We start from the raw sequence: 25301 nt of genomic DNA, 5'->3' as shown, positions 1-25301 counted from the left end.
CGTCCGGCTCCGGCCCGCCGGGCAAGCGGCAGGGCGACGGCGGCAGGGCCGGGGAGGGAGCGGGCCGTGCCCGGTCCCTCCCCCCACCGCCGTTACGCGTCCGCTGCCGCCGCGTCCGCCGCCTGCGCCTTCAGCGCCCGCTCGACACCCGAGCGCGCCTCGGACATCAGCCGCCGAAGCGCCGCGTTCGGTCCCGCCGAGGCCAGCCACGCGTCCGTCGCCTCCAGCGTCTCCCGTGAGACCTGGAGCGACGGGTAGAGCCCGACCGCGATCTGCTGCGCCATCTCGTGCGAGCGCGACTCCCAGACGTCGCCCACCACCGCGAAGTACTTCTCCGTGTACGGAGCGAGCAGCTCACGCTGGTCGGTCTGGACGAAGCCGCCGATCACCGCCTCCTGAAGGGCGTTCGGCAGCTTGTCGCTCTCCACCACGGACGCCCACGCCTCCGCCTTGGCCTCCGCCGAGGGACGTGCCGCGCGGGCCGAGGCCGCGTGGCGCTCGCCCGCCGCCGTCTTGTCCCGCTCGTACTCCGCCGCGATCTCCTCCTCGTCGTGCAGGCCGATCGAGGCGAGCCGGTGGACAAAGGCCCAGCGCAGCTCGGTGTCGACGGCCAGGCCCTCGACCGACTCCGTGCCGTCCAGCAGTCCCTGCAACAGGTCGAGCTGCTGCGGCGTGCGCGCCGTCGCGGCGAACGCCCGCGCCCACGCGAGCTGGTGGTCCCCGGCCGGATCGGCCGCCCGGAGATGCGCCAGCGTGGCGTCCGTCCACCGGGTCAGCCCGGTCTCGCGCCACTCCGGCGCCGCGTACAGGTCGAGCGCCAGCTTCACCTGGCGGTGCAGCGACTGCACGACGCCGATGTCCGACTCCTTGGCGATGCCGGACAGCACCAGCTCCAGATAGTCACGGGTCGCCAGCTCGCCGTCCCGCACCATGTCCCAGGCCGACGCCCAGCACAGCGCGCGCGGCAGCGACTCCGTGAAGTCCCCGAGGTGCTCGGTGACGACCCGCAGCGACTCCTCGTCCAGGCGGACCTTCGCGTACGACAGGTCGTCGTCGTTGAGCAGGACGACCGCGGGGCGCGGAGTGTTCGCCGGGAACGGCACCTCGGTGAGCTCCCCGGCCACGTCCAGCTCGATCCGGCTCGTACGGACCAGCTTGCCGTTCTCGTCGAGGTCGTAGCAGCCGATCGCGATCCGGTGCGGACGCAGCACCGGCGTGCCCTTCGCGCCCGCGGGCAGCGCGGGCGCCTCCTGCCGGACGGCGAACGACGTCACCCGGCCCGACTCGTCCAGCTCGATCTCCGGGCGCAGGACATTGATGCCCGCCGTCTCCAGCCACGCCTTCGACCAGGTCTTCAGATCGCGACCGGAGGTCTCCTCCAGCGCGCCCAGCAGATCGGCCAGCCGGGTGTTGCCGAAGGCGTGCGCCTTGAAGTACGCCTGCACGCCCCGGAAGAACTCGTCCTTCCCGACATAGGCGACAAGCTGCTTCAGTACGGACGCGCCCTTGGCGTAGGTGATGCCGTCGAAGTTGACCAGCACGTCGTCGAGGTCACGGATGTCGGCCATGATCGGGTGCGTCGACGGAAGCTGGTCCTGCCGGTACGCCCAGGTCTTCATGGAGTTGGCGAACGTCGTCCAGGAGTGCGGCCACCGCGAGCCCGGCGCGTCGGACAGGCAGGCGATCGAGGTGTACGTGGCGAACGACTCGTTCAGCCACAGGTCGTTCCACCACTCCATGGTGACCAGGTCGCCGAACCACATGTGGGCCAGCTCGTGCAGGATCGTCTCGGCCCGCGTCTCGTACGCCGCGTCCGTCACCTTCGAGCGGAAGACGTACTGGTCGCGAAGGGTCACCGCGCCGGCGTTCTCCATCGCGCCCGCGTTGAACTCCGGCACGAAGAGCTGGTCGTACTTGGCGAAGGGATAGGCGTAGTCGAACTTCTCCTGGAACCAGTCGAAGCCCAGCCGGGTGACCTCGAAGATCGCGTCCGAGTCGAGGTACTCGGCGAGCGAAGGACGGCAGTAGATGCCCAGCGGCACGGACTGCCCGTCCTTCTCGTAGGAGCTGTGCACCGAGTGGTACGGACCGACGATCAGCGCGGTGATGTACGACGAGATGCGCGGGGTCGGCTCGAAGCTCCAGACATTGTCCTTGGGCTCCGGCGTCGGCGAGTTGGAGACGACGGTCCAGCCGTCGGGGGCCTTCACGGTGAACCGGAAGGTCGCCTTCAGGTCCGGCTGCTCGAAGGACGCGAAGACGCGCCGCGCGTCCGGCACCTCGAACTGGGTGTACAGGTACGCCTGTTCGTCGACCGGGTCGACAAAGCGGTGCAGGCCCTCACCGGTGTTGGTGTACGCGCACTCCGCGACGACCGTCAGCTCGTTCGGGCCCTGGTGCAGCCCGGCCAGCGCGATCCGCGAGTCCTGGAAGACGGCGGCGGCGTCCAGCGGCGAGCCGTTCAGCACGACCTCGTGCACGGTGGGAGCCACCAGATCGATGAAGGTCTCCGCCCCGGCCTCCGTGCTCTCGAAGCGCACCGTGGTCACGGACCGGTAGGTACCGCCCTCCTGCGCGCCGCTGAGATCGAGGTCGATCTCGTACGAGTCCACGGTGAGAAGGCGCGCACGCCGCTGCGCCTCTTCGCGGGTCAGATTTGTGCCAGGCACCCGGGTCATCTCCTCGGTATGTGACGTTTCTGGTCATCCTTCCACGTCGGTGTCCCGCGTGAGGACGCAATATCGCACCGGGTAGCACCCCTGTTCCTACCCGGGTAGCATAGGGAGTATGAAGATCAGTGTGAGCCTGCCGCAGGAGGACGTCGCCTTTGTCGACCAGTACGCGGCCGCGTCCGAGGCGGAGTCGCGGTCCGCGGTGATACACGCCGCGATCGAGCTGCTGCGCGCCTCGCAACTGGAGACGGACTACGCGGCGGCGTTCGAGGAGTGGCACACGAGCGAGGACGCGGCGCTCTGGGAGCGGGCCGCGGGAGACGGACTCGATGCGCAGAGGTGACATCTACCTGATCGACTTCGAGCCGGTGCGCGGGAGCGAGGCGAACAAGGCCCGGCCCGCCGTGATCGTCTCCAACGACGCGGCCAACCGCACGGTCGAGCGGAGCGGCCGGGGCGTGCTGACCGTCGTCCCCGTCACCTCGAACACCTCCCGGGTCTTTCCCTTCCAGGTCGCCCTGTCCGCGGACGAATGCCGGCTCGCCAAGGACTCCAAGGCGCAGTGCGAGCAGGTCCGCGCGGTGTCGCCGGACCGGGTGCTGCAACGGATCGGAGTGGTGCCCCGGCAGCGGATGACCGAACTCGACGCGGCCCTGCGACGGCATCTGGCGCTGTGAGCGGGTGAACAGCGGAGGAGGGCGGGCGTTCCGGACACCACGTCCGGGGCGCCCGCCCTCTTCCGCTCTGCCGTCGGCGGGAGGGCTCAGCCCGTCAGCTCGGCCGCGACCAGCTCCGCGATCTGGACGGCGTTGAGCGCGGCGCCCTTGCGGAGGTTGTCACTGGAGAGGAACAGCGCCAGGCCGTGCTCCACCGTCTCGTCGGCCCTGATCCGGCCCACGTACGAGGCATCCCGGCCGGCGGCCTGGAGCGGAGTGGGGATCTCGGAGAGTTCCACGCCGGGGGCGTCCTTCAGCAGCTCGTAGGCGCGCTCGACGCTGAGGGGCCGCTCGAAGCGGGCGTTGACCTGGAGCGAGTGGCCGGAGAAGACCGGCACCCGGACACAGGTCCCGGAGACCTTGAGCTCCGGGATCTCCAGGATCTTGCGGGACTCGTTGCGGAGCTTCTGCTCCTCGTCGGTCTCGAACGAGCCGTCGTCGACCAGGTTGCCCGCGAGAGGCACCACATTGAAGGCGATGGGGCGCTGGTAGACGGCGGGCTCGGGGAAGTCGACGGCCGCGCCGTCGTGGGTGAGCTTGTCGGCGTCGGCGATCACCTTCTGGGCCTGGCCGTGCAGCTCGGCGACGCCGGCCAGGCCGGAGCCGGAGACGGCCTGGTAGGTGGTGGCGACCAGCGCGGTCAGCCCCGCCTCCTCGTGCAGCGGACGCAGCACGGGCATGGCGGCCATCGTGGTGCAGTTCGGGTTGGCGATGATGCCCTTGGGCCGGTCCGTGATCGCGTGCGCGTTGACCTCGGAGACGACCAGGGGGACCTCGGGGTCCCGGCGCCAGGCGGAGGAGTTGTCGATCACGACGGCGCCCTGCGCGGCGACCTTCTCGGCGAGGGCCTTCGAGGTGGCGCCGCCGGCCGAGAAGAGCACGATGTCGAGCCCGGAGTAGTCGGCCGTGGACGCGTCCTCGACGGTGACCGCAGTGGACTGCCACTCGATGACGGAACCGGCGGAGCGGGCGGAGGCGAAGAGCCGGAGCTCGGTGACGGGGAAGCTCCGTTCGGCCAGGATCCTGCGCATGACTGTGCCGACCTGACCGGTGGCTCCGACGATTCCGACCTTCACGGGGACTCCTCCGTCTGTACGTGCGCGTGTCGCGGGGTGAGCGTGCGACCGCCCGGCGGTCGCCGCTCCATGATGCGTGCCACCAGGACCGCTTTGTCCAATCCATTGTCCGGGGAACGGGACGGGAACGGGACGGGAACGCCCCGGGACGGCGCGGGGGACCGCCCGGGCCACCCCGGGAACGTACGCCGAAGGGCGGGCGCCCTCACGGACACCCGCCCCTCGTGTTGCGCGTTACTCGTCAGCCGCCGCCCGTCGCTCCGGGACGGTTACGGCGTGACGCTCTGGATGATGACGCTGCCGGTGCCCGCGGCCGTGCCGCGCGCGTTCAGCAACTGCACCTCGCCGAAGAACTGCCGGCCCGCCGGCGCCGCCGCGGCCACCAGCACCTCGGCCGAGATCTGCGCCGAGGCACCGCTGGCGAGCTTCACCGTCTGCGACGCGTCGGTCCTGATGGAACCGAGCGAGGCCGAGTAGTACACATCGCGGTAGTCGTAGGCGGTGGTCCCGGCCGGGACCGAGTAGCCGTCGACGATGATGGTGTACGTACCGGCCGGCGGGTTGGTCAGGCTGACGGCCTCCTCGGCGGAGGCACTCGTCGACTGGCCGACGACCACACCGTCCCGCGCGACCAGCAGGTCCAGGTCGGCGCCCGTGTCGGCGCTGCCGCCGATGGCGACGTCCAGACGCTCGACACCCGCGCCGAGCGTGAGGGTGGTCTGCTGCTGCTCGCCGTCACCGATCGTCGGGCGCTCGACCTTCGCCGAGCCCAGCGAACCGCCGCTGACCTTGCCGTCGATCGCGCCGAAGTCGTTGGTGACCTTCCACGAGACCGGGGCGGGGGTACCGATCTTCGCCGCGGGGAGCGTGGTGACCGCCGGGTCGAAGGTGGTGCCCAGCAGCGTCACGTCCAGCTTGTACGGGTTGTCGAGCAGCGGCGACGTACGGCGCGCCTCGACCTCGATCTCCCAGACACCCGGCTGCGGCGCGGTGTACGAGCGCAGATCCGGGCGGCACGTGTTGCTCGGGTTCTCGTAGTTCGGGTAGCAGAAGGGCGTCGAGCTGTCCTCCATCTGCACGCCGTACGGGTGGATGGAGATGAAGCGGGTCTGGCTGCCCCGGGCGAGCCCGCCCAGCGCCACCTCCAGCGTCTTCGAGCCCTGCGGCACCGTGACGAAGTACGACGTCGAGCTGTTGCGCTGCACCGAACCCGACGCGGAGGTCGAGAACGCGGGCTTCGCCAGCTCCTTCGAGACGACCACGGTGGTGAGGATCTGCTTGTCCACGCCCTCCGTACGGCGGTCGTCCGCCTCCAGGATGGCGCTGTGGACACCGGCGGAACCGGGCCTGGCCTGCACGGTGACGGTGACCGGCTGGTTCAGCGGCAGCTTGATCCTGTCGCTGCCGAGCAGCCGGAAGGTGCCGTCGTTGTACTTCCAGTCCAGCCGGTGTTCCACCGCGCCCCTGGAGCCGGTGGTGCGGGTGATGGTGACGTCGTAGGTCCGGCTCTTGCCGGCCTGGAGGCCGCCCTCACGGTCGTACAGCCCGGTGCCGAAGCCCGGGGTCTTCAGGAACTCATCGATCGCGGTGTCGACCGGGGCCTTGACCGTGTACTCGTGGGCCGTCGCGCCGTGCTCGATGGACTTCCACGCGGCCACGACGTCGATCAGACCCGCGCCCTGCTCGTGCGCCTGCACACCGGGGATCCGCTCGGCGGTGCTGGTGAGCGCCGTCCGCAGGCCGGCCGGGGTGAGGTCGATCCGCTTCTGCTTGGCGGCCGAGATCAGCAGCGCGCTCGCGCCCGCGGCCTGCGGAGAGGCCATCGAGGTGCCCTGGAGCATGGAGTAGCCGGGCGGAAGCTGGTAGCCCGCCTCGGCGACCGGAGCGCCGGGGATCCAGGTCTGCGTGCTGTTGATGGCCGCGCCGGGCGCGGTGATGGTCGGCGCGAAGCCGCCGTCCTCGCGGGGGCCGCGGGCGGAGAACGGCATCATCGCGTACTTCGTCCGCACACCGGAGCCGTAGTTGGCGGCCCAGGTGTCCTTCGAGATCGAGGCGCCGACCGAGATGACCTTGTCGGCCAGGGCCGGGTCACTGATGGTGTTGGTGCCGGGGCCGTCGTTGCCGGCCGAGATCACGAGCTGGACGCCGTAGGTGTCGATGAGCCGGGTGTACAGCTCGGAGCGGGCGTTGTTGCCGTCGTTGAGCGGCGGCAGTCCGCCGATGGACATGTTGACGATGTCCACGCCGCGGTTGGCGACGAGATCGATCATGCCCTCGGTGAGCGCGATGTTGGTGCAGCCGCCGCTCCAGCTGCACGCGCGGGAGGACACCAGCTTGGCGCCGGGCGCGGCACCGTTCATCTTGCCGCCGAAGAGGCCGTTGGCGGCGGTGATACCGGCGACGTGCGTGCCGTGCTCGCCCTGGATGACGCCGATGTTGACGAAGTCGGACGTGGCGCCGGCCGCGTTGTAGACGACGTCCTTGCGGATCTCGACGACGAACGGGATGCGCTCGACCACCGGGGTGGCCGGGTTGTCCTTGCCGAAGTAGCCGATCTGGAAGTTGTCCTTGTACGGCTTCATCGCGACCTCGTCGCCGAAGTCGCCGTCGTTGTCCAGGTCGACGCGGACGGTGCCCTTGGCCGGGTCGTAGAGCAGGCCCCAGACGTCGGTGGTGTCACCGTCGCGGTTGAGGTCGCCCGCCATGTCGCCGCCGAGGGTGGCGGATTCGGCGAACGCGCGGTACTTGTACGAGCCCGCGGGCGCCGTCCAGGTGCGGCCGTCCGCCGTGAAGGACGGGCCGGACACACCGACGTCCATCCGCCGCCAGGTGCCGTCGGCGTCGGACACCGGGTCGGTGGCCGTCACCCAGTCGACGATCTTGCGCTCGCCGCCGGTGGTCTTCTGGAGGGCCGGGTGGCCCAGGTCGACGCCCGAGTCCAGGATGCCGATGGTGACACCGCGGCCGTCGGCCTTGGGGTGCTGCTTGACGAAGTCGACCGCACCGGTCTCGAAGGACGGGTTGTACGGGTTCTTCGCCGGGGTCTTCTTGCCCGGCGCCGGGAACTTCTCGGCGCCGGAGCCCTGGGAGCCCTTGCCGTGCTGGACGGTGTCCGCCGCGGGCGTCGGGTCGTCCAGCTTGATCTCCTGCTTGAGATCGATGCCGTGGACGGCGGAGAGCTTCTGGGCCGCCTTGATGGCGGCGTCCGCCCTGGCGGTGGGAAGCGTGGCCCGCACATAGCCGAGCTTGTCGTACGTCTTGCCGACCGTGGCGCCCTCGACGGCGTCGAGCTGGCCGGCGACCTGCTCGGTCGCACCGGGAGCGGTGGCGACCATCATGGTGATGCTTTTCTCGCCCTCGGCCTTGGCCTTGGCGAGCGCGTCCGCGTCGGCCGCGCCGAGCTTGTCGGTCGACGTCTTGACGGCGGCAGGAGCGGCCGGGTCGTCAGCGCCCGTGGCGGCGAAGGCGGGTACCACGCCGGAGGCTATAAGCGCGGCCACCAGACCGGCCGCCGCGGCGACCCTGGCCACGCGTCTCGGCCCGGATATGGAGCTATCGGATTCGGGGGTCATCAGCATCCCTGTTTTGTGAAAGGAACAGTCCGGATGTCGATACCGGATGACCGCTCAGCTTTACCTAAGTGACAGGGTTTTGTGGAGTGCTGCCCGGGGCGTGATCCAGTCATGGCGGACATCCGCCACCGCTCGACTTGCGCCACAGGGGATCAAACAGCCGATACCGGCGAAAGGCGCCGCCACCCCGGTCCAGCGCGTAACGGCGCAGTCCGGCGCGGTCCAGCGCGGACCGGCGGCCCCGCTCACCAGCCCGCTGATCGGCCCCCTCCCGTCACCGGCGCCGCTCCCACCGCCGCTGACGGGACCTCATCTCCGTGCCGTCATCTCGGCAGGATCACCACATACGCCGCCGGATCCCGGTCACCCGCCGCCAGCAGCGCCGTCCGGACCACGGTCGCCTGCTGCTCCAGCGCCTCGCGGAGCTTTCTGGGGGTGAGGTGGACGACGGTGATGCCCAGCCGCTCCAGCCGCTCGCGCTTGCGCACGCACTCCGACCACACCGCGTCCTCACCGGCCGTTCCGGCGGCGCCCTCCCGAGGTGCCCTGGTGTCCAGTTCGACGGCGACCGCCTGCTCCGGCCAGTAGGCGTCCACCCCGCCGAGATGCGGTCCTTCCGCCAGCCGCAGATCCACGTTCCAGAGCGGTTCTGCCAGTTCGTACGTCCTGACCATCTCGTACAGCCGTCCTTCGGACAGCGCCCGGCCCTCGGTGAGCAGCGAGTTCACCGCGTCCACCACGTTCGGCCGCGCCAGCAGCCTGGCCTGGGTCAACTCCCGCACCAGGTCGGCCGGCTCGCAGTGGCCGCCGCTCACCGCCTCGGCCAGCAGCGCCCGTACGAGGTCCGGGTCGGACACCTCCGCGAGCGCGTCGGCCACCGCGCGGGGCGCCGGTGCGACCGGGACGCCGGTGATCTGCTCCGGGCGGGGCAGCGCGTGGGCGCGGATCAGTCGGGCGCACCCGGCGGAGCGCAGCCGCCGGGTGCGCGGTACGAGTACGTCGATCTGGTCCAGGGAGCGGAGCGTGGGGGCGGAGGTGAATCCGTACAGCGCCAGTGCCGCCAGACCGGTGATCATCACACCGCCGTACGAGGACGGCCCGGGGCCCGGCTGCTCCGGCACCTCTCCGCCGCCCTCCGTGCCGGGCCGGGCCGCGTACAGCAGCGCCGCGTGCAGCCGCTCCTCGCTGGTCGGTGACCCCTGATGCAACAGATAGACCCCCGGCAGCAACTGCTGCCAGGGGCCGTCGGCACCGCACTGCGCGGCGGCGCGGGACGCCGACACACCGTGCTCGCGCAGTTGTGCGAGCGAGAGCACACGGCGCTGAGCGTTGTTGGAGAGGTGGCTGAGGGGACGGGGGGTGACGGGAGTGTTGTTGTTCATGTCCCGGGGTCTCCCCGTCCTGTGTCCTCTCTCTAACCCGCTGTTACAAATCTGTCGACAAATGTGGACATGTTCGCCCTAAAGTACGGGCGTTCGACTGCCGATCAGGGACCTTCCTTCCGGACGGTCCGTCAGCCGGCCACCGGCGCGTCGCACTCCTGCGCGCGCACGGCGCGCGCCAGGTCGTCCCCGGCCTCCAGCACCAGCCTGCGCAGCGCCGGAGCGGCGTCCGGGTGCGCGGCCAGCCACGCCTCGGTGGCGTCCAGCGTCGGCCGGCCGTCCTGGAACACGGGGAACAGCCCGCGCACCACGTGCATGCCGATCTGGATCGAGCGGTCCGCCCACACCCGCTCGATCACCTCGAAGTACGCGGAGGCGTACGGAGCGAGCAGTTCCCGCTGACCGGGCTGGACGAACCCGGCGATCGTCGCCTCGACCAGCGCGTTCGACAGCGAGTCCGACTCGACGACCTGCGCCCACGCCTGTGCCTTGACCGCCGCCGACGGCCGGGCCGCCAGACAGCGCACCTGATGGCGCTTGCCCGACGCGGTGTCGTCCCGGGCCAGTTCGGCCCCGATGACGGACTCGTCCGCGATCCCGTGCGCGGCCAGCGGCTCCAGGAAGGCCCAGCGCAGCTCCTGGTCGACCTCCAGGCCGTCGATTTTCGCCGTACCTCCGAGCAGGCCCTCCAGAAGCTGGAAGTCCGCCTCGGCCGACGCGACCGCGGCGAAGAAGCGGGCCCAGGTGAGCTGGTGCTGGCTGCCCGGCTCGGCGTTCCGCAGCTCGCGCAGGGCTCCCTCGGCCAGCAGCCGCCCGCCCTCCTCGCGCCACGTCGGCGCCGCGTAGTGGGTGAGCGCCGACCGTGCCCAGGCGTGCAGCATCTGGAGCACACCGATGTCCGTCTCGCGGCCGCCGTGAGTGAGCACCAGACCGATGAAGTCCCTGGCCGGCATCAGCGCGTCCCGGGTCAGGTTCCACAGCGCCGACCAGCACAGCGCGCGGGCGAGCGGGTCGGCCAGATCGCCGAGACGCGCGCGCAGGGTGTCCAGCGAGCCCGCGTCGAAGCGGATCTTGCAATACGTCAGGTCGTCGTCGTTGACGAGGACCAGCTCCGGCCGTTCCGCTCCGGCCAGCTCGGTCACCACCGTGCGCGGCCCGTTCACATCGGTCTCGGCCCGTGCGTACCGTACGAGGTCGCCGCCGGCCTCGCGCCGGTACAGCCCGACGGCCACCCGGTGCGGGCGCAGTTCCGGATGCGACTCGGGCGCGTCCTGCACCACGGCCAGCTCGGTGATCCGGTCCTGGGCATCGTAAAGCACCTGCGGGGTCAGGGAGTTGACCCCCGCGGTCTGGAGCCAGGACCGCGACCAGCCCGCCATGTCCCGCCCGGACGTCTCCTCCAGTACGGAGAGCAGATCGCCGAGGCTGGTGTTCCCGTACGCGTGCCGCTTGAAGTAGCGCCGGGCGCCCTCCAGGAACGCGTCCCGGCCGACGTAGGCGACGAGCTGCTTGAGCACCGAGGCGCCCTTGGCGTACGTGATGCCGTCGAAGTTCAGCTTGGCGTCCTCCAGATCACGGATGTCCGCGGTGATCGGATGGGTGGACGGCAACTGGTCGGCGCGGTAGGCCCAGGACTTGCGGTTGTTGGCGAAGGTGATCCAGCCGTTGGTGAAGCGGGTGGCCTCCGCCAGCGAGAAGGTGCCCATGAAGTCGGCGAAGGACTCCTTCAGCCACAGGTCGTCCCACCAGCCCATGGTGACGAGGTCGCCGAACCACATGTGCGCCATCTCGTGCAGGATGACGTTCGCGCGGCGCTCGTAGGACGCCTGTGTCACATTGCCGCGGAAGATGTACTCCTCGCGGAAGGTCACCAGGCCCGGGTTCTCCATCGCGCCCAGGTTGTACTCGGGCACGAACGCCTGGTCGTACTTCCCGAAGGGGTACGGGTAGTCGAAGTGGTCGTGGAAGAAGTCCAGCCCCTGCTTGGTGATCAGGAAGACGTCGTCCGCGTCGAAGTACCGGGCGAGACCCTTGCGGCACATCGCGCCGAGCGGGATCTCCAGCACCGTGCCGTCGTCGAACGTACGGCGGTAGGAGTCGGTGACGTAGTGGTAAGGACCGGCGGCGACGGCCGTGATGTACGTCGAGATCGGCTTGGTCTCCGCGAACCGCCAGACCCCCTCGGCCAGTGTTCCCTCGCCGTTGCTCCAGACCCGCCAGCCCTCGGGCGCGGTCACCTCGAAGCGGTACGGCGCCTTCAGATCCGGCTGCTCGAAGTTGGCGAAGACCCGGCGCGCGTCGGCCGGCTCGTACTGCGTGTAGAGATAGACCTCGCCGTCCTCCGGGTCGACAAAGCGGTGCATGCCCTCGCCGGTCCGGCTGTACGCGCACTGCGCGTCCACGACCAGCACGTTCTCCGCCTGGAGGTCGTCCAGCGCGATACGCGAGCCGTCGAACACCACCGCCGGGTCCAGCTTCCGGCCGTTCAGCGTCACGGCGGACACGCTCGGCGCGATCAGATCGGCGAAGGTGGCCGCTCCCGTCCGGACGGAGCGGAACCGGATCGTGGTCACCGAGCGGAAGGTCCGCGGCCCGTCCGACGCCTCACCGACCGCCGAGCGCAGGTCGAGTGCGATCTCGTACCCGTCTACGGACAGCAGGCCGGCCCGCTCGCGGGCCTCGTCGCGGGACAGATTCTCACCGGGCACGGTCACTCCTTCGTGGCTCGTTCGAAACAGGAACGATCCTCCCATGTGCCACCGGCGTACAGCAGCCGGGAATGCCTGCGGCGGCCGGTGCGTTTTCACTCTGAGGTGCGTTCGCTGCCCGTCATGAGGAGAGACATGTCCGAGAAGACCCCCGTCGACTTCTGGTTCGACCCGCTGTGCCCCTGGGCGTGGATGACCTCCCGCTGGGTCCTCGAAGTGGAGAAGCTCCGTGACATCGAGGTGCGCTGGCATGTCATGAGCCTGGCCGTCCTCAATGAGAACCGGATCGACGAGCTTCCCGAGGAATACCGCGACATGCTCGCGAACAAGGCCTGGGCCCCGGTCCGTGTGGTGGTCGCCGCTCAGCAGAAGTACGGGGACGAGGTCGTCGGCAAGCTCTACACCGCGCTCGGGACCCGCTTCCACAACGGCGGCGAGGGCCCCACCCGCGAGGCGATCTCCGCCGCTCTGGACGAGGTCGGGCTGCCGGCCGACCTGATCGAGTACGCCGACTCGGACGCGTACGACACCGAGCTGCGCGCCTCCCACAAGGAGGGCATCGACAAGGTCGGCCAGGAGGTCGGCACTCCCGTCATCGCCGTCCCCGGCGCTGACGGCGAGCAGGTCGCCTTCTTCGGTCCGGTCGTCACCCCCGCGCCCAAGGGCGAGGACGCGGCGAAGCTCTGGGACGGCACCCTGCTGGTCGCGTCCATCCCGGGCTTCTACGAGATCAAGCGCACCAGGACCCAGGGCCCGATCTTCGACTGATCCGCGCCTTCCGATGTGACCCGACCGTCAAGGAGGGGCCCCCGCGAGTCATGTTCTCGCGGGGGCCCCTCGTTGTTCCGTCCGCACGTGAAGGGTGAGAAGACGATCACGAACCGGACGTCTGTGGACGGCGCTCAGGGAGCGAGCAGCAGATTGTTCGCCCGCTCCTTGGCGGCCGTGTAGCGCCTGGCCACGTCCTGCCAGTTGACGACGCGCCACATCGCCTCGACGAAGTCGACCTTCTGGTTCTTGTACTGGAGGTAGAAGGCGTGCTCCCAGGCGTCGAAGACCAGGATCGGGACCGATCCCTGGCCGACATTGCCCTGGTGGTCATAGATCTGCTCGACGATCAGCCGCGCGCTGACCGGTTCGTAGGCGAGCACCCCCCAGCCGGAGCCCTGGGTGGTCGCGGCGGCCTTGGTGAGCTGGGCCCTGAATCCGGCGAAGGAGCCGAAGGAGGCCGCGATGGCGTCCGCCAGCTCGCCGACACCGTCCGCCGCGAGCGGCTCGCCGCCGCCGTCACCGGTCATGTTGTGCCAGTAGATCGAGTGCAGGATATGGCCGGAGAGATGGAACGCGAGGCTCTTCTCCAGGCCGTTGATCGCGCCCCAGGACTCGTTGTCGCGTGCCTCCGCGAGCTGTTCGAGAGTGTCGTTCGCGCCCTTCACATAGGCCGCGTGGTGCTTGTCGTGATGCAGCTCGATGATCTGCGGATTGATGACCGGTTCGAGCGCCGCGTAGTCGTACGGAAGTTCAGGAAGCGTGTACATGGCCATATGTCCGAGCCCTCCGACCCTCTTGTTGCACATCTTATGCAAGTGCATGCTAACAGCAACAGGAGCCGGTTCTTTTTGTGGACACCTCCGACAACGCCCTGACCTCCGCTTTGTGGGCGACTGACGGTGATCCGGCCTGGACGGGTGGGTTAACGTCGGGCTGTCCCGAACTGCCCTCACGACCGCGGAGTCCCTGATGAGCACTGCTGCCGCAGCCCCCCGTACCGGAGCGGTCCTCGCCGATCTGCTCCCCGCCACCCGCACCCGGGACATGGCCCTGGTCCTCGGTGGCGCCGTCCTCACCGGCATAGCGGCGCAGATTTCCGTACCGGTCCCCGGCTCTCCGGTCCCGGTCACCGGGCAGACCTTCGCGGCGCTGCTGGTCGGCACGGCCCTCGGTGCCCGCCGGGGCTTCCTCTCGCTCGCCGTCTACACCCTGGTCGGCATGGCCGGGGTGCCGTGGTTCTCCGCGGGGTCCTCAGGCCCCGGCGGCGCGTCCTTCGGCTATGTCCTCGGCATGCTGCTCGCCGCCACCGTGGTGGGCGCGCTGGCCCGGCGCGGCGGCGACCGATCCGTACCGCGCACGGCGGCCACGATGGTGCTGGGCTCCGCCCTCGTCTACGCGATCGGCGTCCCGTATCTGGCGCTGTCCGCCGGCCTCTCCGCGGGCGCCGCGATCAGCGCGGGCCTGGTGCCCTTCCTGCTCGGCGACGCCCTGAAGGCCGCGCTGGCGATGGGCGCGCTGCCCGCCGCCTGGAAGCTCGTCGGACGCCGCGGCTGACACCGGCTGTCCCGCGCCTCAGCCGGCCGGTGCGGACGTCGCACCGGCCGCCGCCGGCAGCTCCGCGAGGAATTCGCCGGTGGAGAGAATCGCGTGCGCGTAGGCGGGCGCGTTCACCTCGAAGGTCGCGTGCAGCTCGTCCCAGGAGAAGGAGGCGATGGCGTCCCTGATCAAAGTCACGTGATAGCCGAGCTCCTGCCCGTACCGGGCCGTGGTGTCCACGCACGTGTTCGCTCTCATCCCCATGAGCGCGATGTGTGAGATGCCGTGCTGTGTGAGCAGCAGATCGAGATCGGTGTGGGCGAATCCGCTCGACCCCCAGTGTTCCCGGGCCACCAGCTCACCCTCGACCGGCGTGAAATCCGGATGGAACTCACCGCCCCAGCTTCCCCGGGCGAAGGTCTGGCTCCTGACCACATTGCGCTGGGTCGGCGACAGATGCCGCCAGGTGGTGTAGTCCTGCGGCTCCGTGCGGTGGTGCGGTACGACGATCGTGCGGATGCCCCGGCGACGGGTCGCGCCCAGCACCTGCCGCATATGGTCGAGCAGCCCCACCCCCTCCGCCGTCTCCTTGACGACCGGCCACAATTTGCCGCCCTCGGACAGGAAATCGTTGTACGGGTCGATGAGAAGCAGAGCCGTACTCTCGCTGCTGTATCCGCCGTCGCTCACGCTCACCAGCCTGGCTGGCGATGTCCCGCATCGCATCTCGGGGCCCCCGCGCCGACGGTATGATCCGACGGACCGTACGAGGGAATGGGCGGCCGAATGAGCACGGATCCACTCTCCACCCCGGAGCGCGGCGCTGATACGCCCGTGGGAAGCGGGCCCGGCATACCGGGCAGCTCCGGGCACGCCCTCGGCGAGATCATCGCCACCGCCGTGGTGACCTCGGCGCTTGTCCCGTTCGCGCAGACGCTGGCCCAGAAGGCCGCCGAGGACACCTATACGGCGGTCCGGGGCTGGCTTCGCGAGGTGTTCCGGGGCGCCGAGGCCAAGCGCGTCCCGCCGGGCGAGCGGCACCGGGAACTGCTCATCGTCCAGGACCTCGACCCGAAGCTCCAGGCGTCCCTCTATCTGCCGACGGACGCGTCGGACGAGGCGCTGCGCGCCCTGGAGCGGCTCGACATCGGCGAGGAGATCGCCGGCGCCCGGCGCGGGGAGCCGGCCAGGGTCCGCGTGTACTGGGACGAGCGCACCGGCACCTGGCGTACCGAAAGCTAGGGCAAAGCTGACCGTATGGCCCGGGACACGCTTCGCGCGCAATACGCGGACCTGCTGCGCGCGGAGGGCCGGGCGGGCCCGCGCGGCCCCGACGGCGGGGAGGCGCACGCGTCCGGAGCGGCGGATCTCTACGCGCGGATCTCGTCGGACTTCCAGCACACCCTGGCCGAGGCCGGCATTCCGCTGCCGGAGCCCGTCCTCGTCACGACATATCCGCACGAATCGTTCAACGCCCGGGCCCGCGCGGTGCACGGCGGCACCCTGATCCTGGTCAACGCCGGATTCTCCCTGCTGGTGCTGGAGATGAGCAAGGCGTTCGCGGCCTCGCTGGGACTCTTCACCCGGGAAAAGGACGGCGGGATCACGCTGGAGGCCGCGACCCCGGCCGTGCGCGAGCGCAGACGGACGGCTGAGCGCGCGATGGCTCGCTCGGTACTCGCTTATCTGTTCCAGGGGGACGCGGCCCAGGGCGGCCGGCAGCCGCCGCACTCCGACTCCGCCGGGATGGCCCGGGCGCTGACCGAGGCCACCGAGCGGTTCGTGGTCGCGCACGAGTTCGCCCATCTGCTCGAAGGCCATCTGGCGACGCCGGCCCAGCACCGGACCGGTGAGTGGCTGCACCGCACCCGTGAGCAGGAGTTCCAGGCCGACGAGACCGGCCTGCTGCTTCTGCTGCGGGCTCTGGCGGACGGCCCCGACGAGCAGATCGCTCGGTATCTCGCCGTGGCCGGGCCGTTCTTCTTCTTCGCGATCGACCATCTGATCACCCGGGTGCGCAACGAGATCGACGACATTCCGCAGGGCATGCGGCTGTCCGGCCATCCTGGTTCGGACGAGCGCGGCGCCGCGCTGCGCGGGCTGCTGACGGACGTCCACGGTCCCGTGGTGCTGCAGATGGCCGACGCCTGCGTGCAGTGGCTGTCCTGGCTTGAGGACGGCATCGTTGGCGCCGCCCGGAGCCAGTTGACCGGCTGAGACGCTGTTTCCGCAGGTCAGGGCCGCCATATGGGGCTTTGGGGCGACGTGGCAGAGTAGTCGCATGTCGAGTCGAAATGCACGAGTGATTGTTTTTACTTCGTTTTTGCCCAACTATCAGCTATTGGCCAGTTGGGCAGAACGGCATGATCACCAGATCGCACTGGTCGTCACGCTCCCGGGCGGCGCGGGCCGTTACGGCGGGAGCGACCTGGCGAGCGGTCTGGGGAAGGGCGTGAGCCTGCTGGCCACGGACATGTTGCGGACGGTGGCGGCGCCGCTGATCCGTGCGCTGGCTCCTGATCTGGTGATCTCCGCGGCGTTCGCGCGTCTGATACCGCGGGAAATCCTGGACATCCCCGCCTGTGGCGCGGTGAACCTGCACCCTTCGGTACTTCCTGTCGGCCGGGGGCCGAATCCGATGCGGCTTGTGTACGAAGGGGCCGAGACCATCGGCGCGACCCTTCACAGGACCGAGGCCGACTTCGACACGGGTGCCGTCCTCAGCCAGCGTGAGCGGCCTCTGCCGGAAAATCTCAGCGGGCCGGCGCTCATGGCCGGCTGGCTCGACATGTTCACCGAGGTCATCGAAGAGGGCACCGACAAAGCACTCAGAGGGGAGCCCGGCATCCCCCAGGAGTCCGCCGGCGCCTCCTATGTGCCGGCGTTCAGCGCGGAAGAGCAGATCATCGATTTCACCGAGCCGGCGGCGGTGATCAGCCGCAAGGTGGCGGCTCTCAACGTCTTGACCAGCCGTGCGACGGTACGTCTGCCGGACGGGGAAGGCATCATCCGCCATGTGGAGCCGGTGTTTTCCGGCGTGGTCCCCCGTGGCGGAGTGCCCGGTACGGTCCTGGCTGTGCACGACGACGGGTGGACGGTGCAGGCCGCCGACAAGGCCGTTCGTGTGATCACCGAGGAAAGACCGCCGCGCGGGTGACGCGGGCCTCCGAATCCGTCCGGGCCGGAGACCGCGGCCTGGAGACAGGCGCTGACGCTCAGCCCCGCTCCGCCAGATACTCCCTGGCCCGGCGCGCCGTCTCCGGCTCGGGGGAGTCCACGGCGATGAGGTAGTACGTCCGCGCCTTCCGGATCCTGCCCTCCGCCTCCCAGGTCCGGGCCAGATTGAACGCGGCGACCGTCCGCTCCAGCGGCTCGCCATGGGCGAAGGCGTAGGTCCACCTCCGCTTGGCCTCCCGCTGATTTCCCTCGTCCTCCTCGATCACTCCGATGTTCACGGCCGCCGAGGCCGCGTACGGCCTGCGGCCCGTCCGCACCGCCACGTCATAGACCGCACGCGCCTCCGAGGGGTCCGTCAGCCGGAGCAGAGTGCCCAGCCGGTAGGCCGCCTCGGCCAGCGAGGAACTCTCGCCGCACTCCACACAGCGGCGGAAGGCGTCCTTCGCTCCTTCCGTGTCACCGAGGTGGTCCAGCATCGCGCCGAGAGAGCAATGGGCGAGGGGCCGCAACGCTCCGTCGGCGGTCTCGGCCGCTCTCCGGAAGAGACGCAGGGCCTCGTCAAGATGTCCGTCGGACTGTTCGAACATGCCCAGTCGGATCGCCGCCGCGGCGGCCGTGTCGGTATCGCCGTACCACGCGATGGCCCGCAGGGCGTTCCTGGCGCGCTCCGGAGCCTCCGTCATGGTCAGGTCACCCAGATGGTCGGCCGCCATCGCCAGTACGGCCCGGGTGCCGGCTGCGCAGAGTTCCCGTCGCCGCGCCGTCGCGGAGTCCGACACCTGGCCCAGCAGCTTCCTCGCCACGGCACTGGAGGAACGCTCCGGCCGCGCTTCGTTCCGGGCGAAGCCCTCGTAGCCGCGCACCGTCCGGTCCGGCGTGTTCCAGAGGGACCTCTTGTCCTCGATGAGGTCGAGCTCCTGGCTGTCCACCGCGATATCGATCTCGCCGTGCCGGATGAGCGCTTCGCAGAGCGGGCAGGGCGTGCCGACCAGGGTCGACATCCGGTCGGCGACCTGCTGCGCGCCGGTGAACTCGGCGACATCCACACAGTGGAAACAGAAGTTCGAAACTAAGACCACCTGCATGGTTCCCCCAGCGGGCTTGTCCGGCTCACGTATCCACGGCCCGGTCCGAGCCATCGAAATTACTCCGCGAGCCGGGCCCGGTGGTCCCGTTCCGGTGATGTCCCCGGCTTCTTCACGCGCTCCGTCGCCGCAGCGAGTCCCGCACCAGCGCGACCGCCACCACGACCGCCGCCACCAGCAGCGACAGCAGCACCTGGTCCCGACCGGTGTCATCGGTGAGCATGTACACCAGGACGAACGAGATCATCGCGATCGTCGCCCAGGTCAGATAGGGGAAGAGCCACATCCTCACGACCAGCTTCTCCGGCGTCTCGCGCTGGATGATCCCGCGCATCCTGAGCTGGGTGCAGCAGATGACCAGCCAGACGAACAGCGCCACCGCGCCCGACGAGTTCAGCAGGAAGGCGAACACCGTGTCGGGCCATTCGTAGTTGAAGAAGACGGCGACAAAGCCGAAGAGGACGGACGACAGGATCGCGGCGCGCGGCACGCCCCGCGCGTTCGTCCGGGCGAACGCCCCCGGCGCGTCACCGCGCCGGCCGAGCGAGAAGGCCATCCGGGACGCGGTGTACAGGCCGGAGTTCAGACAGGACAGGACGGCCGTCAGCACGATCACATTCATGACCTGCCCGGCGTGCGGGATGCCGATCGAGTTCAGCGCCGCGACATACGAGCCGTCCTTGACGATCGACGGGTCGTCCCAGGGCAGCAGCGTCAGCACCACGAAGACCGAGCCCAGATAGAAGACCGCGATCCGCCAGATCACACTGTTGGTCGCCTTGGAGACGGCCCGCTGCGGGTCACTCGACTCGCCGGCGGCGAGCGTGACGATCTCACTGCCCATGAACGAGAAGACGACCATCAGCACGCCGGTCAGGATCGCGCCCGGCCCCTTCGGCAGGAAACCGCCGGAGTCCGTGAGATGCGCGAAGCCCGCCCCCGGATTGTCCGAGCCGGGCAGCACGCCGAACACGGCCAGCAGACCGATGACGACAAAGGCCCCGATCGCCACCACCTTGATCCCGGCGAACCAGAACTCGAACTCGCCGTAGGAGGCGACGGACACCAGGTTGGTGGCCGTCAGCACGACCATCACGATCAGCGCCCATCCCCACTGCGGCACGGCCGGGACCCAGCTCTCCAGGATCACCGCGCCCGCGGTCGCCTCGACCGCCAGCACCACCACCCAGAAGAACCAGTACAGCCAGCCGATCGAGAATCCGGCCCAATGGCCCAGCGCGCGGTCCGCGTAGGCGGAGAAGGACCCGGAGGTGGGCCGCGCCGCGGCCATCTCGCCCAGCATCCGCATCACCAGCACGACCATCAGGCCGACCAGCGCGTAGGACAGCAGGATGGCGGGACCCGCGGCGGCGATACCGGATCCGGAGCCGACGAACAGACCGGCGCCGATCACACCACCGATCGCGATCATGGAGAGGTGACGGTTCTTCAGCCCGGCCTGGAGTCCCCCGGGCGATGGTGGACCGCCAGGCTCGCCGGGCTTTCCGTCTTCCTTTGTGGGGCTGGGCAGGGAGGTCATGCAGGAATCCTTACGTCCGCGGTCCGCTCGGGTGTCGAACGTCCGCGTGCGACCGCCCGACCCCGCTGGCCGCTACCCAGCGACACGCGTGCCACACTCGGAACATGCGCGTGTATCTCGGTTCCGACCATGCCGGCTTCGAACTCAAGAACCACCTGGTCGAGTGGCTCACCGCCCATGGCCACGAGCCCGTCGACTGCGGTCCCCACATCTATGACGCCGACGACGACTATCCGCCGTTCTGCCTGCGCGCCGCCGAGCGTACGGCCGCGGACCCGGAGGCCCTCGGTATCGTGATCGGCGGTTCCGGCAACGGCGAGCAGATCGCCGCCAACAAGGTCAAGGGCGTCCGGGCGATTCTCGCCTGGAACGAGGACACCGCCGCGCTCGGCCGGGAGCACAACAACGCGAACGTCATCTCCGTCGGCAGCCGGATGCACACCCGCGACGAGGCGGTCTCCTTCATCGAGGTCTTCCTCAAGACGCCGTACTCGGGCGCGGAGCGCCACGCGCGCCGGATCGGCATGCTCTCTGCCTACGAGGCCACCCACGAGCTGCCGCCCGTCCCGGCCCACCACCCCCAGCAGGGCTGAGGCCGCCTGTTCCTCCCTGCCGCCGGGCCTCCTGCCGCCGGGCCCGCCCCGGCGGCAGGGCCATGTCCCGTCCGGCATGTCCCGGGCCGGGCCGTACCGCCCCGCCGTTCCCGCCATCAGGAGACCCCGTGCCCGAGGGGCATACGATCCACCGCCTCGCCGAGGACCATCTCGACCGTTTCGGCGGCCGGCCGGTACGGGTCAGCAGCCCGCAGGGCAAGTTCTCCGACAGCGCGGCCCTGCTCGACGGACAGGTGCTCACCGCCGTCGACGCCCATGGCAAGCATCTCTTCCTCGGCTTCGCGGACACCGGCTGGATCCATATCCATCTCGGCCTCTTCGGCAAGGTCGGCTTCGGTGGCGCGCCCGCGCCGCCGCCGGTGGACACCGTCCGGCTGCGGCTCACCGGCGAGGCGGCGTACATGGATCTGCGCGGCCCCACCACCTGCGCGCTGATCACCGAGCCGGAGAAGCGGGCGATACACGACCGCCTGGGCCCGGACCCGCTCCGGCCCGGGGACGACGGCGAGAAGGCATGGGCCCGGATATCCCGCTCCCGTACCACCGTCGCCGCCCTGCTCATGGACCAGAAGGTCATCGCCGGAGTCGGCAATGTCTACCGCGCCGAGGTGCTCTTCCGGCACGGCATCGACCCGTACCGCGCGGGCAGGGACCTCACCCGCGCCGAGTGGGACGCGGTCTGGACGGACCTGGTGGCGCTGATGCGTGAGGGCGTACGGAACAACCGCATCGACACCGTCCGTCCCGAGCACACCCCGGAGGCGATGGGCCGCCCGCCGCGCGTCGACGACCACGGCGGTGAGGTCTATGTGTACCGCCGGGCGCTGATGCCGTGCCTGCTGTGCGGCGCCGGGATCCGCACCGCACCGCTCGCCGCCCGCAATCTGTTCTGGTGCCCAGGATGCCAGCCGCCCCGTCCGGGGAGTGAGGGGTACCGGCCTCAGAAGCCGTGAGGCAGCCAGGGCGCGATGTCCGACGCGAAGGCGGTGGACGCCTCCGCCAGCGCACCGGGCCGCAGCTCCCTCACCCGCCCGGCGCGCGCCAGCGCCGCCAGGGTCACCCCGCCCAGATAGGCGGCGCCCAGCTCCCGGACGGAGAGAGCCAGATCGGCCGTGTCCCGGGTGCGCTCGCAGGACGCGCCCTTGGCGTCCCCGATCAGCCGCCAACGGCCCTCGTTCCAGGGGCAGAAGCTGTCCTCGACCTCGAACACCACATCCACCGGCGTCCGGTACGTACGGGCCTCCAGCGCCGCCCCCACCTCCACCGGCCGCAGATGCAGTGCGTCACGCAGCCGCACATTGCACCGCCGGACATCGGTGACGAGATGCAGGAACGGATCGTCAGCGGGCCGGTTGCGGGCCCGGATCGTCGTCGTCAGATCGATGCCGAAGAGGAAGTGCCAGAGCGCCGCGTACGCCACCGGGTCCGGCGCGTAGACGTCCCGCAGCTCGATCGTGCCCCGGGGACCCGACAGACTCCACTCCGGCTTGTTGCGGAAGTGCGTGTATCCGACGGTCTCGCCGTCCCGCTCCGCCAGCACACACTGGAGCCGCGACATGCCGTCCTTCTCCAGACCGCTGTCGACCACGGGCAGCCTGTCCCAGCCGGGGGAGCGGGCGGGCATCCCCGGCCGCGCCGCGACCTCGGCGGCGAACAGCGCCTCGCACGCCGCGCGTACGGCCGGATCGTCCGGGTCCACCCGCCGGAGACGTACCTCGTCCACGCCGTCGGGCAGCTCGATCCGCGCCGACGCCGTCTCGATCTCGACGGAGAGCTGCTGGGAGGCGATGCCGTAGCCGAACCGTCCGTAGATCGCCGGCTCGGACGCCGTCAGCACGGCCAGCGGCTCGCCCAGCTCCCGGACGTCGTCGAGCTGGCGCCGCATCATCGAGGTGAGCACACCGCGCCGCCGGTGTGTGGGCGCCACGCTCACCATGGTCACACCGGCCGCGGGCACCAGCGCTCCGCCGGGCACCGAGAGCCGGAAGCTGAACGCACCGGCCGTGCCGACACAGTCGTCACCCTCCCAGATGCCGATGGACCGCTCATATTCGGTCAGAGACCGCCACAGCGCGCGCACCCCCTCCGAGTCGGAGACCCCACCGAACGCGAGCTCCAACGCCCCGTACCAGCGGTCCCATTCGGCTGCGCGCAGCACGCGCGGTTCAGTCGTCATGCGCCATCAGTACCAGGGGGGACGTCGATCAGGCGACCCGATTTCGAACGCAATGTCATGGGGGTCCCCCTGCACGACGGGCCGGTGGATCGATAGGGTCCACAACAATGGCCGGTGTCGCGCGAGCGGAGTCCTCTTCGGCCCGGATGCGCAGGACGCTGCACCGGGTCCGTAACGCCGTGCGCAAATCCGGTGTCGACTACTTCCGGGGTGACGGCTCCGACTGGATCGCGTTCGTCGGTCTGCTGCTCACCATCCCCGCCATCGCCTTCACCACCATCGCCATCCCCGTCTGGTGCTCGCCCTCCGCGCTGGTCCTGCCGATCGTGGCGGGCGGTCTGCTGCTGCGGCCGGCGAGCCTGCTCGGCCTGTACGCGGCCGGGGCCGCCGCGCTCATCGTCGAGTCGATAGTCCTCGGCCCGTACGCGGACGGCTCGGGCCGGGTCACCCCCGGCACGGTGCTGGTCGTGGCGGCCTGCGGCCTCTTCGGACTGCTGATCGCGCAATTCCGGGCCCGGGTCGGGGTGCCCTGGCGGCGCGGCGGGACGATGCTCTTCGACCTGCGCGAACGCATCCGCGTGCAGAGCGCTCTGCCCCGGCTGCCCAAGGGCTGGCACCACGAGATGGCGCTGCGTCCGGCCGGCGGCCAGTCCTTCTCCGGCGACTTCGTGGTCGCGGCCCGTACGAACGGCGGGCGCACGCTCGAAGTCGTCCTCACCGATGTCTCCGGCAAGGGCATGGACGCGGGCTCACGCGCCCTGCTGCTGTCCGGCGCCTTCGGCGGCCTCCTCGGCTCGCTCCCGTCCCACGGCTTCCTTCCGGCCGCGAATGGTTATCTGCTCCGCCAGGACTGGGACGAGGGCTTCGCCACCTCCATCCACCTTGTCCTCGATCTCGACTCGGGCGACTACGAGCTGCTCTCGGCGGGGCATCTGCCCGCGCTCCAGCTTCACGCGGGCAGCGGTCGCTGGGAGGAGAAATCCGGCGAGGGGCCTCTTCTCGGCGTCTACGACGGCGCTCAGTTCGACCCGGTGAAGGGCGCGCTGCGGCCCGGCGATGTCCTGATGCTCTTCACGGACGGTCTGGTCGAGGCGCCGGGCCGGGACATCGCGGAGGGCATCGACCGCCTCACCGGCGAAGCCGACCGCTATGTCTCTCCGGGCTTCGAGGGGGCGGCCTGGCATCTGATCGAAGCGGTCGCCAAGGACGTGAACGACGACCGGGCGCTGCTGCTGATCTGCCGCGAGGGCTGAGGGCCTCCGGCGCGGGCGGCGGCAGGGGCCCCGGACACCATCGGGCTACGCCGACTCCCGCAGGAACGACCGGATCGCGCCGTTGACCACCGGCGGATTCTCGTAGAACGACAGATGGCTTCCGCGCTCCTCCGCCGACAGGATCCGCAGCGTGCTCGACGGGATGAGGGCGGCGACCTCCTGCATCGCGGAGGCCGGGAACAGGCTGGCGTCACCGCCGATGACCAGCGCCGGAACGGAGATCCGCGGCAGCAGCCCCCGCCAGTCCTGCACCCCGTTGTCGAAGACCAGCGCCCTGGCCGCCTCCCGGGGCATGAGCATGCTCTGCTCGACGATCCATGCCCGGTCCGCGTCGGGCAGGAGCGGAGTCGCCAGCGAGGCGATCACGGCGGCCGTGGCGGCTTCCGCGTCCGGTCCCGCCAGGCGGGAGGTGAGGTCCGCGAAGTCGCCCACCCGGAAGATGACGCCGAGTTTCTCGGCGAGCCCGTCCGGCCAGTGCGGTGGGGCGGCCACGACGGCGGGCTGGTCGATCACGACCATGCGGCGCAGCCGATGCCCGCGAAAGAGTTCCCAGTACGCCCAGGAGACGGCCGAGCCCATGGAGTGGCCGATCCAGGTGATGTCCGAGAGATCCAGCGCGCCGATGACATCGCGCATGTCGGCGGCCAGCCGAGCTACGCGGTATCCGTACGGCGGCTTCTCCGACCGCCCCTGTCCGCGGTGGTCCACCGCGACGACATGGTGCGTGCGCGAGAACTCCGCGATCTGGTGACACCACAGCTCCGCGGTGAGCGACCAGCCCGGCACGAGCAGCAGATCAGGCCCGGCCCCGGCTTCCAGATAGTGCAGACGCACACCGTCGTCGGTCATCACCGAGCCGGTGCGAGGCGCGTTCGCGTCCGTCTCTGCCCCGTGTTGGCATGGCATCCATCAAGGGTGACTCAACGCGGCTGAAAAGCGAATAAATCAACCATGAGCGGCGGCCCTGGCGACGCTTATGCGTCGGGACCCCTCTTCCGGCCC

21 protein-coding genes are annotated in these 25301 nt (G+C 70.1%); 10 read left to right on the top strand and 11 right to left on the bottom strand.

Annotated elements, in window-relative coordinates; all coding sequences use genetic code 11:
* Positions 1–92 precede the first annotated feature (92 nt).
* Positions 93–2669 (bottom strand): aminopeptidase N, encoded by a 2577-nt coding sequence (pepN, locus tag ABZ707_RS16090; RefSeq protein WP_360174101.1) that lies wholly within the window; start codon positions 2667–2669, stop codon positions 93–95.
* 118 nt (positions 2670–2787) lie between these two features.
* Between pepN (ABZ707_RS16090) and ABZ707_RS16085 the strand changes: the two genes are divergently transcribed.
* A complete protein-coding gene (locus tag ABZ707_RS16085; protein ID WP_319678311.1) occupies positions 2788–3015 on the top strand; it encodes a ribbon-helix-helix domain-containing protein in 228 nt (75 codons plus the stop codon).
* A complete protein-coding gene (locus tag ABZ707_RS16080; RefSeq protein WP_360174098.1) occupies positions 3002–3349 on the top strand; it encodes a type II toxin-antitoxin system PemK/MazF family toxin in 348 nt (115 codons plus the stop codon). Before ABZ707_RS16085 ends, ABZ707_RS16080 begins: the two co-directional genes overlap by 14 nt.
* Positions 3350–3435: 86 nt before the next feature.
* Here ABZ707_RS16080 and ABZ707_RS16075 read toward each other — a convergent pair whose 3' ends face one another.
* The 4 genes from ABZ707_RS16075 to pepN (ABZ707_RS16060) form a co-directional block, all read right to left on the bottom strand.
* Positions 3436–4464, bottom strand: coding sequence for an aspartate-semialdehyde dehydrogenase (locus ABZ707_RS16075; RefSeq protein WP_360174095.1), 1029 nt, complete (start codon positions 4462–4464; stop codon positions 3436–3438).
* Between the two features lie 269 nt (positions 4465–4733).
* Complete coding sequence (locus ABZ707_RS16070) at positions 4734–8042, bottom strand: S8 family serine peptidase (RefSeq protein WP_360174092.1); 3309 nt, start codon at positions 8040–8042, stop codon at positions 4734–4736.
* A 317-nt stretch (positions 8043–8359) separates the two neighbouring features.
* A complete protein-coding gene (locus tag ABZ707_RS16065; protein ID WP_360174089.1) occupies positions 8360–9418 on the bottom strand; it encodes a hypothetical protein in 1059 nt (352 codons plus the stop codon).
* Positions 9419–9549: 131 nt separating this feature from the next.
* The gene (gene pepN / locus ABZ707_RS16060; RefSeq protein ID WP_360174086.1) at positions 9550–12126 is read right to left on the bottom strand and encodes an aminopeptidase N; all 2577 of its coding nucleotides are present in this window, start codon (positions 12124–12126) and stop codon (positions 9550–9552) included.
* 135 nt (positions 12127–12261) lie between these two features.
* Between pepN (ABZ707_RS16060) and ABZ707_RS16055 the strand changes: the two genes are divergently transcribed.
* Positions 12262–12894 (top strand): DsbA family protein, encoded by a 633-nt coding sequence (locus ABZ707_RS16055; RefSeq protein WP_360174083.1) that lies wholly within the window; start codon positions 12262–12264, stop codon positions 12892–12894.
* Positions 12895–13028: 134 nt separating this feature from the next.
* Here ABZ707_RS16055 and ABZ707_RS16050 read toward each other — a convergent pair whose 3' ends face one another.
* Positions 13029–13670: a superoxide dismutase gene (locus tag ABZ707_RS16050; protein ID WP_360174909.1), complete on the bottom strand. Its 642-nt coding sequence runs from the start codon at positions 13668–13670 to the stop codon at positions 13029–13031.
* A 196-nt stretch (positions 13671–13866) separates the two neighbouring features.
* On the opposite strand from ABZ707_RS16050, the gene ABZ707_RS16045 reads away from it, so the two are divergent.
* Positions 13867–14451 carry a biotin transporter BioY gene (locus ABZ707_RS16045; RefSeq protein ID WP_360174080.1) on the top strand — a complete coding sequence of 195 codons (585 nt, stop codon included), beginning with the start codon at positions 13867–13869 and terminating at the stop codon, positions 14449–14451.
* An 18-nt stretch (positions 14452–14469) separates the two neighbouring features.
* Here the strand turns inward: ABZ707_RS16045 and ABZ707_RS16040 are convergent, their stop codons facing one another.
* Complete coding sequence (locus ABZ707_RS16040; protein ID WP_360174077.1) at positions 14470–15123, bottom strand: isochorismatase family cysteine hydrolase; 654 nt, start codon at positions 15121–15123, stop codon at positions 14470–14472.
* A gap of 96 nt (positions 15124–15219) precedes the next feature.
* Here ABZ707_RS16040 and ABZ707_RS16035 point away from each other — a divergent pair, with 96 nt between their 5' ends.
* The 3 genes from ABZ707_RS16035 to ABZ707_RS16025 all read left to right on the top strand — a co-directional run bounded on the left by ABZ707_RS16035 (position 15220) and on the right by ABZ707_RS16025 (position 17590).
* Complete coding sequence (locus ABZ707_RS16035) at positions 15220–15675, top strand: hypothetical protein (protein WP_360174074.1); 456 nt, start codon at positions 15220–15222, stop codon at positions 15673–15675.
* A 15-nt stretch (positions 15676–15690) separates the two neighbouring features.
* Positions 15691–16650 carry a hypothetical protein gene (locus ABZ707_RS16030; protein ID WP_360174071.1) on the top strand — a complete coding sequence of 320 codons (960 nt, stop codon included), beginning with the start codon at positions 15691–15693 and terminating at the stop codon, positions 16648–16650.
* Between the two features lie 268 nt (positions 16651–16918).
* A complete protein-coding gene (locus ABZ707_RS16025; RefSeq protein ID WP_360174068.1) occupies positions 16919–17590 on the top strand; it encodes a formyltransferase family protein in 672 nt (223 codons plus the stop codon).
* A gap of 58 nt (positions 17591–17648) precedes the next feature.
* On the opposite strand, the gene ABZ707_RS16020 is transcribed toward ABZ707_RS16025, so the two are convergent.
* Positions 17649–18656, bottom strand: a complete 1008-nt coding sequence (locus ABZ707_RS16020; RefSeq protein ID WP_360174065.1) for a tetratricopeptide repeat protein — start codon at positions 18654–18656, stop codon at positions 17649–17651.
* A 151-nt stretch (positions 18657–18807) separates the two neighbouring features.
* On the bottom strand, positions 18808–20235 hold the full coding sequence (locus ABZ707_RS16015) for an amino acid permease (RefSeq protein ID WP_360174062.1): 1428 nt from the start codon (positions 20233–20235) through the stop codon (positions 18808–18810).
* Positions 20236–20339: 104 nt separating this feature from the next.
* Between ABZ707_RS16015 and ABZ707_RS16010 the strand changes: the two genes are divergently transcribed.
* Entirely contained in the window at positions 20340–20828 is a 489-nt protein-coding gene (locus ABZ707_RS16010; RefSeq protein WP_360174059.1) for a ribose-5-phosphate isomerase, read from the top strand.
* A gap of 128 nt (positions 20829–20956) precedes the next feature.
* Positions 20957–21802: a DNA-formamidopyrimidine glycosylase family protein gene (locus ABZ707_RS16005; RefSeq protein WP_360174056.1), complete on the top strand. Its 846-nt coding sequence runs from the start codon at positions 20957–20959 to the stop codon at positions 21800–21802.
* Here ABZ707_RS16005 and ABZ707_RS16000 read toward each other — a convergent pair.
* Positions 21790–23025, bottom strand: coding sequence for a GNAT family N-acetyltransferase (locus tag ABZ707_RS16000; protein ID WP_360174054.1), 1236 nt, complete (start codon positions 23023–23025; stop codon positions 21790–21792). The genes ABZ707_RS16005 and ABZ707_RS16000 overlap by 13 nt on opposite strands.
* 107 nt (positions 23026–23132) lie before the next feature.
* On the opposite strand from ABZ707_RS16000, the gene ABZ707_RS15995 reads away from it, so the two are divergent.
* Positions 23133–24278, top strand: a complete 1146-nt coding sequence (locus ABZ707_RS15995; protein ID WP_360174051.1) for a PP2C family protein-serine/threonine phosphatase — start codon at positions 23133–23135, stop codon at positions 24276–24278.
* Positions 24279–24323: 45 nt separating this feature from the next.
* On the opposite strand, the gene ABZ707_RS15990 is transcribed toward ABZ707_RS15995, so the two are convergent.
* Positions 24324–25205, bottom strand: coding sequence for an alpha/beta hydrolase (locus ABZ707_RS15990; protein WP_360174048.1), 882 nt, complete (start codon positions 25203–25205; stop codon positions 24324–24326).
* Positions 25206–25301 lie beyond the last annotated feature (96 nt).

The sequence above is a fragment of the Streptomyces sp. NPDC006923 genome (assembly GCF_040635655.1).
In the GTDB taxonomy this organism is placed as follows: Bacteria; Actinomycetota; Actinomycetes; order Streptomycetales; family Streptomycetaceae; genus Streptomyces.
This window is presented reverse-complemented; position numbering and strand designations above follow the sequence as displayed.

Coding starts and splice junctions, on each gene's coding strand:
- ABZ707_RS16035 (WP_360174074.1), top strand. CDS start 15,220: ATGAGCACGGATCCACTCTCCACCCCGGAGCGCGGCGCTGATACGCCC.
- ABZ707_RS16065 (WP_360174089.1), bottom strand. CDS start 9,418: ATGAACAACAACACTCCCGTCACCCCCCGTCCCCTCAGCCACCTCTCC.
- ABZ707_RS16010 (WP_360174059.1), top strand. CDS start 20,340: ATGCGCGTGTATCTCGGTTCCGACCATGCCGGCTTCGAACTCAAGAAC.
- ABZ707_RS16015 (WP_360174062.1), bottom strand. CDS start 20,235: ATGACCTCCCTGCCCAGCCCCACAAAGGAAGACGGAAAGCCCGGCGAG.
- ABZ707_RS16045 (WP_360174080.1), top strand. CDS start 13,867: ATGAGCACTGCTGCCGCAGCCCCCCGTACCGGAGCGGTCCTCGCCGAT.
- ABZ707_RS15995 (WP_360174051.1), top strand. CDS start 23,133: ATGGCCGGTGTCGCGCGAGCGGAGTCCTCTTCGGCCCGGATGCGCAGG.
- ABZ707_RS16030 (WP_360174071.1), top strand. CDS start 15,691: ATGGCCCGGGACACGCTTCGCGCGCAATACGCGGACCTGCTGCGCGCG.
- ABZ707_RS16070 (WP_360174092.1), bottom strand. CDS start 8,042: ATGCTGATGACCCCCGAATCCGATAGCTCCATATCCGGGCCGAGACGC.
- ABZ707_RS15990 (WP_360174048.1), bottom strand. CDS start 25,205: ATGCCATGCCAACACGGGGCAGAGACGGACGCGAACGCGCCTCGCACC.
- ABZ707_RS16085 (WP_319678311.1), top strand. CDS start 2,788: ATGAAGATCAGTGTGAGCCTGCCGCAGGAGGACGTCGCCTTTGTCGAC.
- ABZ707_RS16055 (WP_360174083.1), top strand. CDS start 12,262: ATGTCCGAGAAGACCCCCGTCGACTTCTGGTTCGACCCGCTGTGCCCC.
- ABZ707_RS16000 (WP_360174054.1), bottom strand. CDS start 23,025: ATGACGACTGAACCGCGCGTGCTGCGCGCAGCCGAATGGGACCGCTGG.
- ABZ707_RS16050 (WP_360174909.1), bottom strand. CDS start 13,670: ATGGCCATGTACACGCTTCCTGAACTTCCGTACGACTACGCGGCGCTC.
- ABZ707_RS16080 (WP_360174098.1), top strand. CDS start 3,002: ATGCGCAGAGGTGACATCTACCTGATCGACTTCGAGCCGGTGCGCGGG.